The organism is Prolixibacteraceae bacterium (genome assembly GCA_019856515.1).
Classification (GTDB): Bacteria; Bacteroidota; Bacteroidia; order Bacteroidales; family Prolixibacteraceae; genus Halosquirtibacter; species Halosquirtibacter xylanolyticus.
The window spans coordinates 945,773-963,327 of the sequence record CP082230.1 but is presented as its reverse complement, the minus strand read 5'-3'; the positions used below and the strand labels follow the sequence as shown (position 1 = coordinate 963,327).

Sequence of the window (17,555 nt, the reverse complement as noted above, 5' to 3'; positions counted from 1 at the left end):
AATGACTCTCTTAATAAGAGAGAATAAATATCTTTTTAATATTGGAGACCATTGATAAAACAACCAATGTCACCTACTGAACAAACATCATTCCAATGAAAATGTTTTAGATAAAATATCTTTTAATAAAAAGAAAATAAATCATAAAGGCATCCTTTGACGTAAGTTGTTTATAGTGACATTGATGTTAAGCTAAATGATAGATATTGTTTGTCTATTCTGCTTTGACGTAAGATCTAGCACCTAGCTCACGGTCCATCATTAGGATACCTTGACCATCTCCTTTGATAAGTTTCAAATTATTGATGATATCACCTACAGTTGCTTCTTCTTCTACTTGTTCGTCAACGAACCATTGAAGAAAACTTTTTGTAGCGTGATCATTTTCTTTTATTGCAATATCCATCATGTTGTTGACAGATTCTGTAACAAATTCTTCGTGCTCAAGCACTTGTTCGAATACTTCTAATACACTACCAAATTCAGTCGGAACTTGGTCGATAGCTCTTAACATAACACGACCGCCGCGGTCATTCAAGTAATCAAAAAATTTATCTGCATGATCTGCTTCCTCTTTTGCTTGAATACGCATCCAGTTAGCGAACCCCTTTAGTCCTTCTGACTCAAAAAAAGCAGACATTGATAAATATAAGTACGATGAGTAATACTCTTTATTGATTTGGTCGTTAATCGACTTTGCAACAGCTTCTTTAATCATAATTTTATTCAGTTACCGATTATTTTTAAAACAGATTCTTCCAAAAATAACGAATTCCTATCAATAATAATAACAAATGAAGCTGCTACAAGTTCGAAAAAGAACCATTAATTCTGAAATAGTTTGTAAACTAGACAGAAAACTATAGTAAACCGTCTAAAGTTTTTTTCACCTCAGCCATAAAATCGTCTGTGGTTAGATAATCTTTGCGTTCCATTTTATCTCCATGGATTGCCAAAGCTAAATCTTTGGTCATCTTACCCGCAGAAACAGTGTCAATGCAAGCCTTCTCTAGCGTATTACAGAATTTAATCAACGATTCATTACCATCTTTTTTTCCTCTAAAAGCAAGTCCTCTTGTCCATGCAAAAATAGAGGCAATAGGGTTAGTTGATGTCTCGTTTCCTTTACAATGCTCTCTGTAATGACGTGTCACGGTACCGTGAGCTGCTTCTGCTTCAAGAATATCTCCGTTAGGCGTCATTAGTACGGAAGTCATTAGACCTAGTGAACCAAATCCTTGAGCTACAATATCACTTTGAACGTCACCATCATAGTTTTTACAGGCCCATACAAAACCTCCATCCCATTTGATTGCAGCTGCAACCATATCGTCGATCAGTCGGTGTTCATAATAAATACCAGCAGCTTCAAAAGAGGTTTGATAATTTTTTTCGTAGATCTCTTGAAATGTATCCTTGAAATAACCATCGTATTTCTTCAGGATGGTATTCTTTGTTGAAAGAAACAGTGGCCACTTTTTTGCTAGTGCCATTTTAAAACATGAATGGGCAAACCCTGTAATTGATTCTAGTGTATTATACATAGACATTCCGACCCCTGCCCCATCATAATGGTATACTTCCATGTTTACAGGTTCACTACCATCATCAGGAATAAATTGAGAAACAAATCGACCTGGTCGATCCGCAATAAAATCCGTTGCACGGTATTGATCGCCGAAAGCATGACGCCCGATAGTAATCGGTTTAGTCCATTGAGGTATTAAACGAGGCACATTCTCGATTACAATCGGTTCTCTGAAAATGGTTCCTCCGATAATGTTACGTAGGGTTCCATTGGGGGACTTATACATACGCTTAAGATCAAATTCTACTACACGATTTTCATCAGGAGTAATCGTGGCACATTTAATCCCAACTTTATACTTCTTGATAGCTTCTGCTGCTTCAATCGTAATTTGGTCATCGGTCTCATCTCTTTTCTGTATCCCCAAATCGAAATATTTGATGTCTAAATCTAAATAAGGAAAAATAAAATTTTCTTTAATTTTGGACCAAATAATTCGAGTCATTTCGTCACCATCCAATTCCACTACGGGATTAACTACTTTTATTCTTGTCATTAAATTTCGGTTTTGTTGTTTGTCCCTTTAACAAGATTTATGGTAAAATGTTCTTTGGTTTTATTCTAAATAATCAGATCTGATTTGTTGTTGTTTTAATTCGAGGGGATTATATTGGGGTGTATCAAAAAAAATACATGACTACAAACCGTTATGGATTCATAACCTTTTTTGCATTACTAAATCAATAGCATGACAATAGTATATTCATCTATTAAACATTTTTGATGAAGCAACTATCAATGAAGTATCCTTGAAGTATCAATAAACTACGAAGGAAACCCTATCCATGATATAGTGAGCTAAAAACTTGATCAAGTGGGGAGTATTCCACAGGGAACGATGAGGTCCTGTTTGATGCCATAATCGAATACAAGCAGTCTATTTCTTTATACTCAATATCTATGCACCACACTTATCAGGTTCGGATAGTCTAACTCCTACAAAAACAATGCGTAAGGCGTGCTGTAATCATCGCAAATTACTATATGTCAATATAGATGGGTTGATAGGCCTGGATCCGATTTACAGCCATGAAGTAGAGTCTGGATGTGTAACTTTTTTGTCCAGAAAAAGCTGCATATCCAAAATGATAAACACGATGTTCTTCAAATCAATTTTGAAAGAACCATAATGATTGATTTTTGTGATAGATAAAATAGTTGTTTAAAAATAGTATAAAAAATGATATGTATAGTGATTTATCTGGTGTAATAATTTTTAGTATATCACAGAATGTTAATTTTGTAAAATTAATGTAATTAAAAAATGAATACTTCTCTAATTAAGCCGTAGCTTTCATTGTGCTTAGTGTAAGAAAGTAATATAACTAACAATGAGAAAAATAATAACTGTATTCTTATTATTGTATTTTGTTTCGACTTTATCTGCTCAGACTTTTCGATCCGGGTTTGTTGTGACGACAAAATTTGATACAATCAGAGGTGCTCTTGCATTTAATAACGAAGTTGCAGACTATAAGATAATCCATTTTAAGAATGCAAAAATAGACACTATTTTTACTCCCTTGTCTATTCAAGGATATAATTTAAAAACAGGAGAGCGATTTGTTTCACGAAATGTGATGGAAAATGGTGTTCAGCTTCCAATTTTTGCACAGTATTTAGTTAAAGGCGAGAAGTCTCTTTATTCATATAAACCCCTTAACGATGAGGTGTTTGCTTATGGTGTTGACGGAGATCGGATCCGTCCCATTCCATATAGTAAAGAAATAAAAGATATTGACGGACGTGATTATTTCGTTGAGTCAAAATATCATGTGGGATTTCTAAAGTTCTTTTTTAAGGATTGTCCTGAGGTTTTCCCAATGATAGACAGAATGGATAAGCCTCGTCGAAAATCATTAATCTATTTGACAGACAAATATCATGATCTTACCTGTGGTGAAAATTCTTGTGTTATCTATACAAAGAAGAATTATCCTATAAGAATGCTTGTAACACCTTCTTTTATGATAGACGGCAATTCTGCTGGTAGTAGTGCCACAGGCTCTTCAACTTATTTATATTTGGCGGGTTGTCAAGTAGCCTTTTGGTTACCTAACGAGAGTGAACGGTTTTATGTGAAGACAGGTTATTTTGTCACTTTTGATACAAGCAATAGTCCATTAGTAAATAGAGCGTGTCAAATCCCATTGATGATTGAATATGTCTTTACTTCTAAACTGTTTATGCCGAAAGTATCTGTTGGGTCCAATTTTCAGTTTATTGATAGTAATTTTGAGATGCATATTCAGGCGGGAGCTGGTTGTTTTATTCGGATGACGGAGAAGCTGTGCTTAGATCTAAATATTTCTACAGACATTCCACTGCTTGGAGGTGATGCTAAGTTTTTACATAACTATGTTGCACAAGCTGGAGTTTGTTACCGAATTGAATTTTAATAGAATTATAGTTATATGTTGTTTCTTTAGGCTTGTGAAATTGGTCAGTTAAACAACAAAGAAGAATAGATACATTTTATTTTTAATTTAAGTTTTTTTTTATTCAATATTTATGAGTCATAGATTATTTTGCCTGTTTGGTTTCATCTTATTAAGTCAAGCTTTGATGGCACAAAATTTTCAACCAGCATCTTTAGTGACACTTAGTCATGATACTCTATCTGGAGTTATCGCGTTTCATAATGAGATAAGAGATTACAATAAAATCCACTTTAGGAACACTCAAATTGACCGATTTTATGAAGCCAAAGATGTCGAGGCCTTTATTTTGAAGGAAGGGTTGGTGTTAAAATCGTGTACATTAAAAAGTAGAGATGCTCAGAAAAAGATTTTTGCTGAGTGTTTGGTATCTGGACAAAAGAGTGTTTATCGTTATAAAGATAAACGAGGTGTTAAATATGCTGTTGGCATAACTAAAAATGAGATTAGAGAAATCCCTTATCGGGAACGAAATAAGATAGAAAAAGATGTTACTTATTCGATTACACCTACAGCACATATTGGTTTTTTAAAACTCTATTTTCAAGATTGTCCTGATGTTTTCCCAGAGATAGAAGAGATGAAACAGCCCACAGAATATAATTTGATTCAATTGATGAATCATTACTATGAAAAAGTAGGTAAAACAGAACATATAGAACTCAAAAAGAGACGATATGATCTAAGGTTTGGTGTTGAACCAACAGGTACATATCTCATCTCTAATCATCGTGTGGATGTAAAACAACCTATGATGGGGATCAATTTATATATATGGCTTCCATGGGGGAGTGAAAGATTATATTTAAAAACTGGTGTGCATAAAATAGAGTCCTGTCGATGGAATAATGATGATATTAAAGAAAAAAATCCTTATGAAAGTGCATATGTTGTCCCACTGTACTTTGAATATGTGGTTGAAGGAAAGTGGATTCAGCCAAAGTTCTCTTCTGGAGTGACTTATATGATAAATCGTGATTCTTGGGGACACCCGTTTTGGAATTTGGGTTTTGGTGCCAATATACGTCTATCTAAAAATATCTTGTTGGACCTTAGTCTTACATCTGATATCTATGATTTTACCTTCCGTCCTGAATGGTGTTGGATGTCTTATGCTCAAGCGGGTATTATCTACCGGTTTAATTTAAAAAAATAAAGATGACATTCATCAATCTCTTGTATCATCATTACTAATGATGGTTCAAGAGTTCTATTGGGTCTCAATCAGATTCCATCTGTTTATGAATATTTAAAAATGCAAATAGTTGTAGTTTCGAATAATAATAAAGAGTCTTTTGTAGTTTTACAAATTAGTTAAACTATCATGGTGGAATTTACATGTAGTTACCTTCCTACAATTCTCTATTGAACCAAATTAATATCCCTTCTGAAAGTATGTCAAAATAGATATTTACATATAAAAAACATTAGTGAATTTTTGTTTCGTTATGTAAATTGATACATTTGTTATAATCCATACATTTGTTAATCATTTGCTCGAAGAAAGGTTGTCTTAGACAAAGTTTTATAGAGTTTATTTAATCTAAGGTTTTTTGTGTTACCTGCTTATTGTTGATAGGTAACAATAAAACTATTATAGGGAGTTAATATGAAAACAACCAAGCTGCTGATTTTAGTACTCTTGCTATCTTTGATAACCACTCATGCTTCATGGGCTAAGGGGCGCAATTATCTTTTTAAAAAGATCTCTACAGAGCATGGTCTTCCTCATAGTTGTGTGTATGATATACAACAAGACTCCCTTGGCTATATTTGGTTTGGAACACACGATGGCGTAGCACGTTTTGATGGGACTGATTTTAAATATATTGGTAAGAACGAGGATCTATTGTCTCGTGAGATACGTTCTATATATGTGGATGAAAATGGTAATGTTTGGTTGGCAGGTGATAAAGGTGTCAGTGTCTATGATCAAAAAAAGGGAACGATTCATAATTTTCCTTTCTTCAATGGAATATATAATTACAACTTAATAAAATTGGTCGCTTCGTCTAAAGGAGAGGTTTATGCGGTATCACGTGATGGGGATCTATTTAAATATGAATCTTTGATTAAAGATTTTGTTGAGCTAAAATTACCTTCAAATTACGGTGTTATTTCACAGACGAGTTCTTTAACTATTTATGAAGATAAACTTCTCATTGGAACAAATCTAGGATTAATGCTGTTTGATCCTGTGCAGTGTATAATGGAGCCTATTATTTTGGATGGAGTTAGTTCTCCAGTAAATGAGATGTTATATATTGATGATAAAATGTGGGCTGTTGCAACAGAATTAGATGGCTTTCTTTTTTTAGATAAGCAGTTTCATGTGATCGACCATTGGAAATCGACTGCCAAGAAAAAGAACCGATTGCTTTCAGATAAAGTGAGGGCTTTAAGTTTAGATGAGAACCGCAATTTATGGATAGGCACATTTTTGGGGTTGACTGTATATAATATTGACTCGAAGCGAATTAAGACAATGCAACAAGAGTTTGAACGACCTTATTCATTAAGTCAAAATTCTATTCGTTCTATATTCGAAGATAAAGAAGGTGGCATGTGGTTAGGAACTTTCTTTGGAGGGGTTAATTATTATCATAATACGAAGATTCAATTTGATTTGATTAACCATAACGGTGGACAGCTATCCCTTAGTGGTAATGTTGCAGCAACCATGTTGGAAGATACTAAAGGTCGTATTTGGGTAGGAACCAATGATAATGGGGTAAATATCATAAGTAAGGATCGAAATCATATTAAGATTTTAAAGAATGATCCTGAGGATGCTAAAACAATTAGTTCGAATAATATAAAGTCATTTGTGGCTTTACCTGATCGATCAATGTTAGCCGGAACACATGAAAAAGGTGTTAATTTGATTAGTCGTTCAGGAGAGATGGTGAAGAGATTTATACATGAGCCAAATGTAAAGGGTACTTTACCTGATAATCATGTGTATGCATTGTTAAAGGATCATCAAAATCATATATGGGTTGGTACTTGGAAAGGACTATCTAAATGGAAACCACGTAGTCAGCAATTTATTTCAGTTGAGAAAGATGCTGTTGGTAATGAATTGCCTAATCCTAAGATTACAACGATGTATGAAGATCGCAAAGAGCGAATTTGGATTGGTACTATAGACGGGTTGGCTATTTATTATCCTGAAACCCATCGATTTGAAAGTTTTGTGATACGTCCAGGGAAAGAGAATCAACTACCTAGTGGGCGTATACATCATATATTAGAAGATCATCGTGGTGTAATTTGGATTGGAACAAGTCGTGGTATTGTAACATTTGATGAAATTAATCGATGTTTCATGCGTCCTAAAGGGCTTGATGTACTTGCTGATCGATTGATCTGCAGTATCGAGGAAGATTCTCTTGGTTCGTTATGGATATCTTACAATGGAGGTCTTGTCTCTTATAATCCAATAGAATTTAAACCCAATGTATATAGTGAAAGAGATGGACTTCAAGGGCGTCAGTTTAATACGGGGTCAAGTTTAAAAAGTAGAGATCGTAATCTATATTTTGGAGGAATTAATGGGATCACTGTCTTTAATCCTATGTCTATTACAGAACAACCTTTTGAGGGGCGTGTATTGTTGAATAGCTTGGCTGTGAATCAGGTGATACAGAAACCTTCTGAGAAAGTATCCGTGCTAGAAAAATCATTGCAGTTTACAAAAAAAATCAATTTGAGTGCAAACCAACAGAATTTTTCTTTTAGTTATGGTATCGTCGATTATATTCAGTCTGGTCATATCAAATATCGTTATCGACTAAAGGGATGGGGAGATGATCATTGGATTGATGCGAATAGAAATAAGATGGCTATCTTTTCAAATATTCCTTTTGGTGACTATATTTTTGAAGTGCAGGCGATTGATCTTTATGCTGATCGTAAAGGTCCTGTTACAAGAATTGAAGTGAATATTGCGAAGCCATGGTATTTTACTATCTGGGCTTATATTGCATACTTTATTTTTACAATACTAACAGGATGGGTGGTGTATCGACTTCTATCAGATAAAGTGAAAATGCGTCAAACGATTTATCGTGAGCGAATTGAGAAAGAGAATCTAGAAGAGGTTAACAAGCATAAATTGGAATTTTTCACGAATATATCACATGAATTTCGTACACCTTTGACTTTGATTCTATCTCCAATAGAGAAACTGCTTGATCGCAATGATTTTGATTTTGACGTTCAGCGCCAAGTAGTCATGGTACATAAGAATGCAAAGAGGCTTCTTAGACTTGTGAACCAAGTGATGGAATTTCGTAAAGCAGAGATGAGAGAGGTTGGACTTAATGTTGTGAAACAGAATATTACAAGTGCGGTTCAAGATGTTTTTAATGCATTTATCCCTAGAGCTAAGAAACAGAATATATCCTATATCTTTGATGAACCAGATGATGTAATTATAGGTTATATGGATGCTGGAACTATTGAAAAGATTTTATTTAATTTAATGTCTAACGCTTTTAAATATCATAAGAGTGGGACAGCGATTACCCTTTGCCTGAGAGAAAAAGACGGAATGTTGATTCTCCATGTAGAAGATGATGGGGTAGGAATCCCTGAAGATAAAAGAAAGCATATTTTCGAACGTTATTATCGTGTGAACGAAAATGAGACTGGAGGCACAGGAATTGGTTTGGCTTATGTAAGTCGATTGGTTGAGATACATAAAGGCTCCGTTCACGCTTATCAAGTCCACCCTTCGGGTGTTCGATTTGAAGTGAAATTACCTATATCAGATGGTGTTTACTCCGATGTTGAGAAAGGTAATGGGAATAAGAATCAATTGTTGTCCCAATTCGATAAAGAGCTATGGGCTGAAGACAATGCTGAAGATCAAACACTGGAAGTTGCCAATGTGGAGTCGGAAGATGGAGATAGTCGATCTCATATTATGGTAGTCGATGATAATGTGGAAATTGGAAATTATTTGGTGAATGAACTTTCTGAATCCCATAAGGTGACATTTATTTCTCAAAGTGAATATGCACTGAAGATTATTGGAGAGCAGATGCCAGATGTGATTATTACGGATGTTATGATGCCTGAAATTGATGGTGTAACACTTTGTAAACGTATTAAACAAAATATATGTACGTGTCATATTCCAGTAATCATGATTACTGCGAAAGCTACCGTTGAAGATCAATTAGCAGGACTTCGTAATGGGGCCGATGATTTTATAGAAAAGCCTTTCTCTATTAAGGTTTTACGTGCTAAAGTCGAGAACTTTATTAAGATGCAACATCGAATGAAGAAAGTGTTTAAAGAAGATGAAGAGATTGAAGTCGAATCACTTGCTTTCAACCGTATGGATGAGGAGTTTCTTTCTAAAGCGAAAGAGATTGTTGAAGAGTCGTTATGTGATCCAACTTTTACGGTGGATCGATTTGCTCGTGAGATTGGAATGAGCCGCTCTAATCTTCATTTAAAGATGAAGGCAATCCTTGGTAGTACTGCTTCTGATTATATAAAGAAAATACGATTTAATAAAGCTTTACAGTTGCTTGAAGAACAAAAATATACAGTGGCAGAGGTGAGTTATATGGTTGGTTTTAACACCCCATCTTATTTCTCCACAAGCTTTAAGAAATTCTTTGGTTACTTGCCAACGGAACATACTCCACAGAAAAGAAAAGAGGTTACTAGATAGTTCTACCTCTAGTAACCTATAATAGTAAAAGACCATTCTTCCCAAAGAGTGGTCTTTTTTATTGAATAAAAACTAGAAGTAATTATGGGGTTATTGTCATGATCTTAATGATAGTACGCCAAGTTCTAGTCGTTGCTTCGCAAGAGAGTTTCTTTTCAATAAAGCTATTACCTAATTTCGTTTTGTGATAGGGCCCTTCACAATGGATATATACGGCATTATTAATTACTTCAAAGGTGTCATTGGCAGTGTCGATTTTAGCTAGAACATCGATTAATTCCAGACTTGGAGAGGATGATAGTAGGGTAACATGTAGCTGTTTTACTTTCTCTTCTGAAGAGCTGTCATATGGGTTGTTATCGATGATGTGTTGTAAGTCTCTTTTTGTGTAAACTTGGATTGGTATGTCAAAATCATAGTGGGTCGAAAGCAATGCGATGAGCTTTTGCTTAATCTGTGTTTTGTTTAATATCGCACTTTCAAATATGACATTCCCTGATTGAATGTACGATTGTACATTTAAAAAGCCCACACTCTCTAGTTGACTTCTTAGTTCAGCCATTTTTACTTTATGGTGATTTCCGATATTAATTCCTCGTAATAGTACAATATAGGTCTTCATCTTGGTTTATTTTAATCTGATAATATTTTTTATAACAATGAATAGGTTTGATCTTTCTTATTTGTTTGTAAACAAGTGCTCACTGTATAATATTGTTCATTAGTTATTTATGATTGAATTTGTTAACTGAGTGTTACTAGAGACTTGAAATAAAAAAGTTTTTTTAAATAATATGATAAAAATAGTATATTTATGTCGCTAATTATTTACAAATATGAAAAAACACACATTAATTGCTATTTTACTTCTATGGATGGGGGTGGGATATACGAATGTTTCCCAAGCTCAGGTGGATGTTAAAATAAAACCTACCCTTACCTCTAGACACTACTGGAGAGGGATTATGGTAAGTAATAGTGTCAATATTGAGACAGATCTACAATTTAATTTTAGTCGTTTTCAACTAGGTTTCTATGGCGGTTATGCTCTAGAGAAAGGTGAGTATTCTGAATTTGATATTCATTGTTTCTATAACATTACGAACAATTTAAGGTTGTCTATATGGGATTTCTACGCATCACGAGGTAAGGCATCTATTGATGAATATGACTATTTTGATTTTGATCGTCTAACTACCAACCACTTGATCAATGCGGATCTTTACTATAGACGAGGGAACTCTCCAATTTCTTTGTTATGGAGTACTTTCTTGTGGGGATGTGATTTAGATACTGATGGGGATCAGAGATACTCATCTTATTTTGAATTAGATTACCATTTCAAGGTAGGCACAAACAATTTGACAATATTTGCAGGAGCTAATGTTTTTGATGAAAGTGCTTATGCTACAAAAACGGCATTTGTCAATGTTGGTATTTCTTGTCAGAATCATATTAAGATTAATGATAATTTTAAACTTCTAGTATGGGCTAAGGTGGCAATGAACCCTGAAAAAAAGACATCAAATCTTATCTTTGGGATAGGAATATAAAGATAACCGCTTATGTCTACACGGCATGATTCAATCCTTATCATTGGATGAGCATATCACTTTAAGGTGTATGTCCCCATTGCTAAGAACACAGCTAGAGACTGCATGATATAATTCAGCAGTCTCTTTTTTTGTTAAAAAAGAGTAGACTACATGGATATGTCTACTCTTACGATTGTAATCGTAATTAGAATTTGTATTTAAGCATTTTGGCAATTTTCTTCTGTCCAAAAGTGTCTGATATAGATTCCCCAATTAAAATAATCTCTCCATGATTTTTACAGTTGACCAAACGGGCGAAACATGAGAGTTGTAACCGATCATTGTTTACCATGAAGTTTTGGGTAATATGAGTATTGGCCATTGAAATAAAATACCATGGTCTACTTACTGCGAAATCAGTAAATACCTCATTGACTTTAATTGTCGGATAATTCTTTTTGCCAATACATATCCCCATACCATCTGCTTTGAATCCGAAGACTCCCTTTTGCAACTCCCATGCATTAAAATAAGCTCCTCTTCCCCAATAAATAGTACCACCATGGATCTCTTGATCGATAATTTCATCAAGCTGTGAATCATAAGGCTTCCATTCAGACCCTATTTTTTTGTACCATGAGATGACTCCTGAAGTGTGTCCCATCTTATATTTGTAATGTTGTGGATGTTCGACATCTTTGGACATCATTCTACATCCCCAAAATACGATAGCGCCACCTTGAGATATGAACTGTTGCAAATATTCGGTCGTCTCGACTCCTTGCTTAGAAGTAAAAGGTAGTTTGTTCCCATAGATGATCAAGGCAGATGTCTGTGGTGAAGATATTTGGGTCAACTGTTCTAAGGTGATAACTTTCTCTTTGACATTTTGGGGAGGAGCAATAAGTCCTTTTACCTCTAATACAAATGCTTTTCGTTTTGTGATTTGTGGAGTCTCGAAGGTTTGACTAGATGGGAGAACCGGAGTTGCTGGAGTCGCATAAACAACTTTTTTTGCTCCTACTACTTTAGTGTTTGCTTCAACCTCTACCTCTTTTATCTGTGAGTCATTTACTGTAACAGTAGTTTGTCCTTGATAATGTGAAATGGTATAAGAGCCATCAGTGGTTGGTACTTTTAAGCTAGTATTTTTCCATTCAGTTGGAATATTTGGAAGAATACGAATTCGAGATTGCTTTGTTTGAATGATTTCAATACCGAATAGTCCCGAATATACTGCATCAATAAATGATCCCGCAGCAGTAGCAAATGCATTGCCTCCCTCTGAAACCCCATCTTTATACATTAACTCCTCCATTAGTCCTGGATATTTCTCAAATGAAAGTGTTTGCGCACAGTTTTCTAGAAGTCGTACTCCTGCTTGTTTGTCTCCATTTAGAGAGTGTGCTTTAGCCTCAATCGCATTCCACCAAGGCCATATATGTTCGTTTTGATCTGACTCAATATGTGTCATTTTAGGAGACATGGTTAAAGATCCTGATTTTCTCCAATTGTGTCGTTTAAGACTTTTGATTATAGTTTTTGCTTGTGACGAAGATGGTATTTTTGCAATTAATGCCAGAGAATTCGCTGCAGATGCAATACGAAGATCTTTTTGGTCATTGATTGCAAGATTGACATAAGCACCCAATGGATCACTCCATAGATTATCATTTATACCATCTACAAATCGTTGTCTGTAAATCAAGTAGTGTTGAGCATCCGTAGTGTGACCTATGGCTCCTGAGATTTGGGAAAAATCTTCAAGTAACTTTACCATTAAAGCATTAGAATAGAGTGTTTGACTACCATAAGGAAGAAGATAGTGTCTTGAATGATCCATCCAATCTGTAACATCAACGATTAGTCCATTTTGATCATAATCACGATTAACCCATTGATCTACCCACGGCTTCAAAATTTGATAACTATCTTCTAACCAATCTAATTCTCCTGTAACCAGGTAGTATTGCCAAATAAGTTGTGTAAGAAAAGAAAGTCCTTCTGCACTCCCTCCTTGTGAGGCATCCTCTGTTGTCTTAAGATAATTAGGCGGGCTTTTCTCATATCTTTTGATATCGTATTGGATACAATCATAGGTGGCTTTTATGTCATTAGACCTTAATGCTCCTATGCCAAACCCTGAACCTAGATCTCTCGACCAAATGTCTCTCCATCGAAACATATCGCATACAATTAACTCTCCATTGTATGCCAGATCTAATAAATATTGGTTGAACGCCATCGCTCTGTTTAATCTTTGGTTTGGAGAGTCAAGGACAATTTTATCCTGGGTGTATGGTTTAATGGCTTCTTCCAATAGCTGATCCCATGATAAAGATAGAGTCCTTTCTGATGAAGAATATTTTTTAATGAGGTTGTTCCCTACCGTATCGGTTTGGGGTATAAATTCTTTGGTCCCAGTTAGTGTTACTGGGTTGTCTGAAGAAGCGTAACGAATATAAATAACAAACGGGTCATCAGGAGTAGATGCATATAGTATATCGATGTTTGAATGGGGACGTGAAAGTTTGTAAACTACAGCTGACGGGTAGAAGTGAGCTTCCTTTTTATATTTATTATTACTCCAACCTATCGCTTGATCTATTTGTATGATACCTTTGATGTCGGAGTTACCTGTTCTATGAAAAGATAAAGGACCAGTGATATAAACTTCTTTGCCATTGCCAATGAGTGCTTCAGGACAGCTCTCTTCGTAAGATATCGCCCACTTATCAATATGGTTTGCTTGTGATGACATGTAGTAAAAAAGAAGAATTAGCAATAAAGGCCATTTCAATGAGTTCATATAGTTGTGCTTTGGAGAAGTCTATCTATTTGAGACTCCATGGTTTAGTTAACAGTTTATCACTTTAAATATATTGCTTTCTTTAAGGATAAACAATAGTGTTATCTCTCTTAAATAACATCTTGTTGCAGGTGTTGGGTTAGACGCCACTCAAAAATAGATCATACTTAATCAAAGTAATCTGTGAATTCATAGCTTAATCATATTGTGTGTACATAGAGATTATATTTCGTCTTTATACATATCTCAACCATTGCTGAAGATTGAAGTAAGCAATGAGTCTATGGATACTTTAGCTCCTTGCTGAATAAGAATTGATTGGGTATTAACAAAACAAGAGATGTCTCTATCTTCGTAACATTTTGAGAGTAAACTTGATGCCTAGTATCTAAATATTTGAGCTAATTATATTTAGATAAATGTTTCAATATCACCTCTACTAAGGTGTAAATAGTCAAACTGCTATGCTCCCTTTTGAAAATAGACTTCATCGTGGCTATTGTCAACTAACAAGATGTCATTTGTGTGCTATTTCGTGACGTGTGAAGTGTTTTCTTGTGTGAGATGTATTACGTTGTGGAATTGATAAAATAAGACCTTAAAACGCCTGTTAATAGTATCGTCCTTTGGGAATAATCCCACAAGTAATAGATTTTTTTGAATTTCCATATCCAAGTACGACATATTATGGCATAGTTGGGTATTAATCTTGTAGAACAAATTATTGGGAACAACAACTACAACCAGTTTCTAAACAAAATGAACTACTATGAAAAGACAGCTTATCTATTCAATGTTGACCTTTTTACTTTTTCATCTGTGTGTTGCATGCAATAAAACTTATGAATGGAGCGAAAAGGAAGAAGAGGCATTAGAATTATTAGATGATTTAACTGATGATTATTCAGAAGTAAAAGAGTATCAGCAATTAGGTGTTTCGAGAGAGACCCTAGAAGCATATAAAGACCATACACTCCCTCCTCCATTGGGCTTTGTTCAAAAAGTGGAAACCTTAGATCAACTGCTCATTTACAAAGAGAATGAAGCGGAAAGACAACGAATGGAGTCTTTTTTGCAAACCTCTACAGGAATGATGTATGGCTTTGTCTATACATGGCAAGGATTGTTAACTCTACTCGGAATTTATATCGGTTTTATCATGATAAGTCTCCTATCGAAGCGGAGTTTAGAGAAATCAGTGACATGCGATTTCAATCAAACTTGTGATGTAGAAGATTGGAGTGAATCACTCTTTACTTCACTATATCCTATTTTAGTAATACTAGTCTATTTAGTATGTTTTATTGTTCGCTTTTTTTCAGTCTAACCTAATTACGAAGTAAATGAAGAATTTTATATGCCCTAGATGTCATGAAGCGCTTCAAAAAGATGAAAACGACCTTTGCAGTTGTTCTTGTGGATACAGACAAAATTACTCTGTGATTATTTCGCAACAACAAGATATTGGGTCTTCGGTGCCAACTCTATCTAACACATTATTGAACAGTTATAAAGCCGTGAGTAATGAGATGTCTAGTTGTAATTTGGATCGAACTTACTTTAGGGCTTCATCAGCGAAGAACGACCTGCAAATAAAAGTGGGGTTTTTTAAGGAAAATATGGTTCCAAGTTATCGAGATCTTTATGAATCTGTAGAGATGTTTGATATTGAAACGACAGCAATACGAAATCAAGTAGCTCTTTCCCTTTCTCATATTGCTAAGATGATTCTGAAAGAATATTATGGGCCATTAAGGGTCAAAGATCCTAATATTGCCCTGTTATCAGAGATCACAGACCTTTCGCAATATAAGCATCCACTCGATTTTGAGAAAGTGGATTATGGTGAAATCGATCAAATTGCTACTGTCTCTTTAACAAATACGGTGGGAGGTGCCATGGGCCAGAGTCTAGAAAATGCATATGATTCTGGTAATTTGCATCGCACCATGGAACTAACAACTCGCCTTTATGAGAACAGTGAGGATAAAGAGGCACGAAAAGAGTTGAACCAGGTGGGAGTGGAAATAGCTGCTGATTTATTAGTGAATGCTGTGAGTTCTGCTACAGAGGCAATCGGACAAAATATGGATGCAATTAGTGAGATACGAGAGGTCGATCAACAGATGGACCAACAGATATTAGAGATGAACCACCATGCTGAGAAGCTTTCGATTCAGATGCAGCAATTAAATAAATATCGTAAACTTTATGCCAAAGAGAGATCTACTTTAGATTATTGTGTCGTTCATGGACTGATGCCACAATTTCAAAGACTGCTTGAGTCAGAGGAGTACGTAAGCTATAAATCAGGACGTAGAACACTTGATGTTTGCTTAGAACGAATGGAACTAGAAAGAGAGATATTCAATACACCTGTTACGCTATCTCATTGGGTGGGGCTTCTCCCTGGTTCAATGCGTTTTCGATACGTATGGCGGAAGAAAACAAGAAATATTGATCCTCCATCGCGTGATAAATATGTGCAATGTTTGAAAACTCTAAAACAGAAATTTCCTCGTAGCATGTCTCGTTATATCTTACGAGAGGAGCAAGAATATCAAGAGTATCTCTCTTTTGAGAAAGCACATAGACCTTCTATAGAATCTTTAGAAAGTCATCAAGGACTAAAAATGTCAATGAAGGATTTTACCAAGGTATTAAGAATTATAAAGAATAAAATAGATCAATAATGGGGATATTAGATAGCGCAAAACAGTGGTTTAATAGGGAGAATGTGGACAAAGCGGAGCGTGGGATCGTTGCGGTGCATCAGAATATGGATAGAGTGGTCGATATCGTGCATAGTGCGAAAATTGTAAAAGAGACAACCCATCAAGTTGTAGGTTCAGCTGATGGTTACGTAGGTGATTATCTTAAGTCTCAAAAAAACAATCATGATCATCAACAGAAAATGACCTCAATACTTTCAAGTCATCATGAGAATATGGTGCAGATAGAGAAAAAGTATGATCAGCAGAATATGGTCTTAGATAAGAGCTTTGATGTTATCGATAGAGGCCTCGAAGATAATAATATTGCATTGGTTGCCGAAGGATTAAAGAGTAGTACACAGATTGCAATGTCTAATCCATTTGAGAAAGAGTTGGAAGCTCTAGATCGTGCTATTGATGATCCAGATGCATTGATTGAGATATAGTCTGTTACTGCGAAAGGGTATTTCAAAGAATCCGATCTCTTTGAAATACCTTTGATAATAATATTACACCTTTGGAACAGGAGTTATTGGTTGGAGTACTCTACAGTAATAACGAGAGGAACAATGAATGGACGACGGAGACCCTGTCTTAAATTAGATTAATTTTATTTCTTATAGAATATTCTTATGAATGATAAATAATTCTTGTTGCAATAGTTCTGTTTTGAAACTATTATGGTCTATATAGAACATAATTGTCGTGTTAAAGATGTATCACAGTCTAAATTATATCTCGACAACCCCATTTGATAGGGGATTCGTCTTGGTTATGACTTT

General features: G+C 35.0%; 11 protein-coding genes. 7 read left to right on the top strand and 4 right to left on the bottom strand.

Annotation, left to right across the window (positions count from 1 at the left end):
• Window positions 1-214 precede the first annotated feature (214 nt).
• Both K5X82_03315 and K5X82_03310 read right to left on the bottom strand, forming a co-directional pair.
• On the bottom strand, window positions 215-718 hold the full coding sequence (locus K5X82_03315; GenBank protein QZT37938.1) for a ferritin: 504 nt from the start codon (window positions 716-718) through the stop codon (window positions 215-217).
• Window positions 719-860: 142 nt separating this feature from the next.
• Complete coding sequence (locus K5X82_03310; protein ID QZT37937.1) at window positions 861-2,084, bottom strand: isocitrate dehydrogenase (NADP(+)); 1,224 nt, start codon at window positions 2,082-2,084, stop codon at window positions 861-863.
• A gap of 835 nt (window positions 2,085-2,919) precedes the next feature.
• Between K5X82_03310 and K5X82_03305 the strand changes: the two genes are divergently transcribed.
• The 3 genes from K5X82_03305 (at window position 2,920) to K5X82_03295 (ending at window position 9,715) form a co-directional block, all read left to right on the top strand.
• Entirely contained in the window at window positions 2,920-3,987 is a 1,068-nt protein-coding gene (locus tag K5X82_03305) for a hypothetical protein (protein ID QZT37936.1), read from the top strand.
• A 166-nt stretch (window positions 3,988-4,153) separates the two neighbouring features.
• Window positions 4,154-5,182 (top strand): hypothetical protein, encoded by a 1,029-nt coding sequence (locus K5X82_03300; GenBank protein QZT37935.1) that lies wholly within the window; start codon window positions 4,154-4,156, stop codon window positions 5,180-5,182.
• Between the two features lie 453 nt (window positions 5,183-5,635).
• Window positions 5,636-9,715, top strand: coding sequence for a response regulator (locus K5X82_03295; GenBank protein ID QZT37934.1), 4,080 nt, complete (start codon window positions 5,636-5,638; stop codon window positions 9,713-9,715).
• Between the two features lie 82 nt (window positions 9,716-9,797).
• Here the strand turns inward: K5X82_03295 and K5X82_03290 are convergent, their stop codons facing one another.
• On the bottom strand, window positions 9,798-10,337 hold the full coding sequence (locus K5X82_03290; GenBank protein ID QZT37933.1) for a DUF1697 domain-containing protein: 540 nt from the start codon (window positions 10,335-10,337) through the stop codon (window positions 9,798-9,800).
• 214 nt (window positions 10,338-10,551) lie between these two features.
• On the opposite strand from K5X82_03290, the gene K5X82_03285 reads away from it, so the two are divergent.
• The gene (locus K5X82_03285; protein ID QZT37932.1) at window positions 10,552-11,268 is read left to right on the top strand and encodes a hypothetical protein; all 717 of its coding nucleotides are present in this window, start codon (window positions 10,552-10,554) and stop codon (window positions 11,266-11,268) included.
• Window positions 11,269-11,455: 187 nt separating this feature from the next.
• On the opposite strand, the gene K5X82_03280 is transcribed toward K5X82_03285, so the two are convergent.
• Window positions 11,456-14,059 carry a hypothetical protein gene (locus K5X82_03280; protein QZT37931.1) on the bottom strand — a complete coding sequence of 868 codons (2,604 nt, stop codon included), beginning with the start codon at window positions 14,057-14,059 and terminating at the stop codon, window positions 11,456-11,458.
• Window positions 14,060-14,828: 769 nt separating this feature from the next.
• Here K5X82_03280 and K5X82_03275 point away from each other — a divergent pair.
• From K5X82_03275 to K5X82_03265, 3 genes are read left to right on the top strand one after another with little or no spacing between them, the layout of a single operon-like run.
• The gene (locus K5X82_03275) at window positions 14,829-15,386 is read left to right on the top strand and encodes a hypothetical protein (GenBank protein QZT37930.1); all 558 of its coding nucleotides are present in this window, start codon (window positions 14,829-14,831) and stop codon (window positions 15,384-15,386) included.
• 16 nt (window positions 15,387-15,402) lie between these two features.
• A complete protein-coding gene (locus K5X82_03270; protein ID QZT37929.1) occupies window positions 15,403-16,752 on the top strand; it encodes a hypothetical protein in 1,350 nt (449 codons plus the stop codon).
• Entirely contained in the window at window positions 16,752-17,219 is a 468-nt protein-coding gene (locus tag K5X82_03265; protein QZT37928.1) for a hypothetical protein, read from the top strand. The genes K5X82_03270 and K5X82_03265 overlap by 1 nt, the downstream gene beginning before the upstream one ends.
• The last annotated feature ends 336 nt before the right edge of the window (window positions 17,220-17,555 follow it).

Bases quoted from the DNA above. Each gene is read 5' to 3' on its own strand.
- K5X82_03315 (QZT37938.1), bottom strand. From the start codon at position 718: ATGATTAAAGAAGCTGTTGCAAAGTCGATTAACGACCAAATCAATAAA.
- K5X82_03310 (QZT37937.1), bottom strand. From the start codon at position 2,084: ATGACAAGAATAAAAGTAGTTAATCCCGTAGTGGAATTGGATGGTGAC.
- K5X82_03305 (QZT37936.1), top strand. From the start codon at position 2,920: ATGAGAAAAATAATAACTGTATTCTTATTATTGTATTTTGTTTCGACT.
- K5X82_03300 (QZT37935.1), top strand. From the start codon at position 4,154: ATGGCACAAAATTTTCAACCAGCATCTTTAGTGACACTTAGTCATGAT.
- K5X82_03295 (QZT37934.1), top strand. From the start codon at position 5,636: ATGAAAACAACCAAGCTGCTGATTTTAGTACTCTTGCTATCTTTGATA.
- K5X82_03290 (QZT37933.1), bottom strand. From the start codon at position 10,337: ATGAAGACCTATATTGTACTATTACGAGGAATTAATATCGGAAATCAC.
- K5X82_03285 (QZT37932.1), top strand. From the start codon at position 10,552: ATGAAAAAACACACATTAATTGCTATTTTACTTCTATGGATGGGGGTG.
- K5X82_03280 (QZT37931.1), bottom strand. From the start codon at position 14,059: ATGAACTCATTGAAATGGCCTTTATTGCTAATTCTTCTTTTTTACTAC.
- K5X82_03275 (QZT37930.1), top strand. From the start codon at position 14,829: ATGAAAAGACAGCTTATCTATTCAATGTTGACCTTTTTACTTTTTCAT.
- K5X82_03270 (QZT37929.1), top strand. From the start codon at position 15,403: ATGAAGAATTTTATATGCCCTAGATGTCATGAAGCGCTTCAAAAAGAT.
- K5X82_03265 (QZT37928.1), top strand. From the start codon at position 16,752: ATGGGGATATTAGATAGCGCAAAACAGTGGTTTAATAGGGAGAATGTG.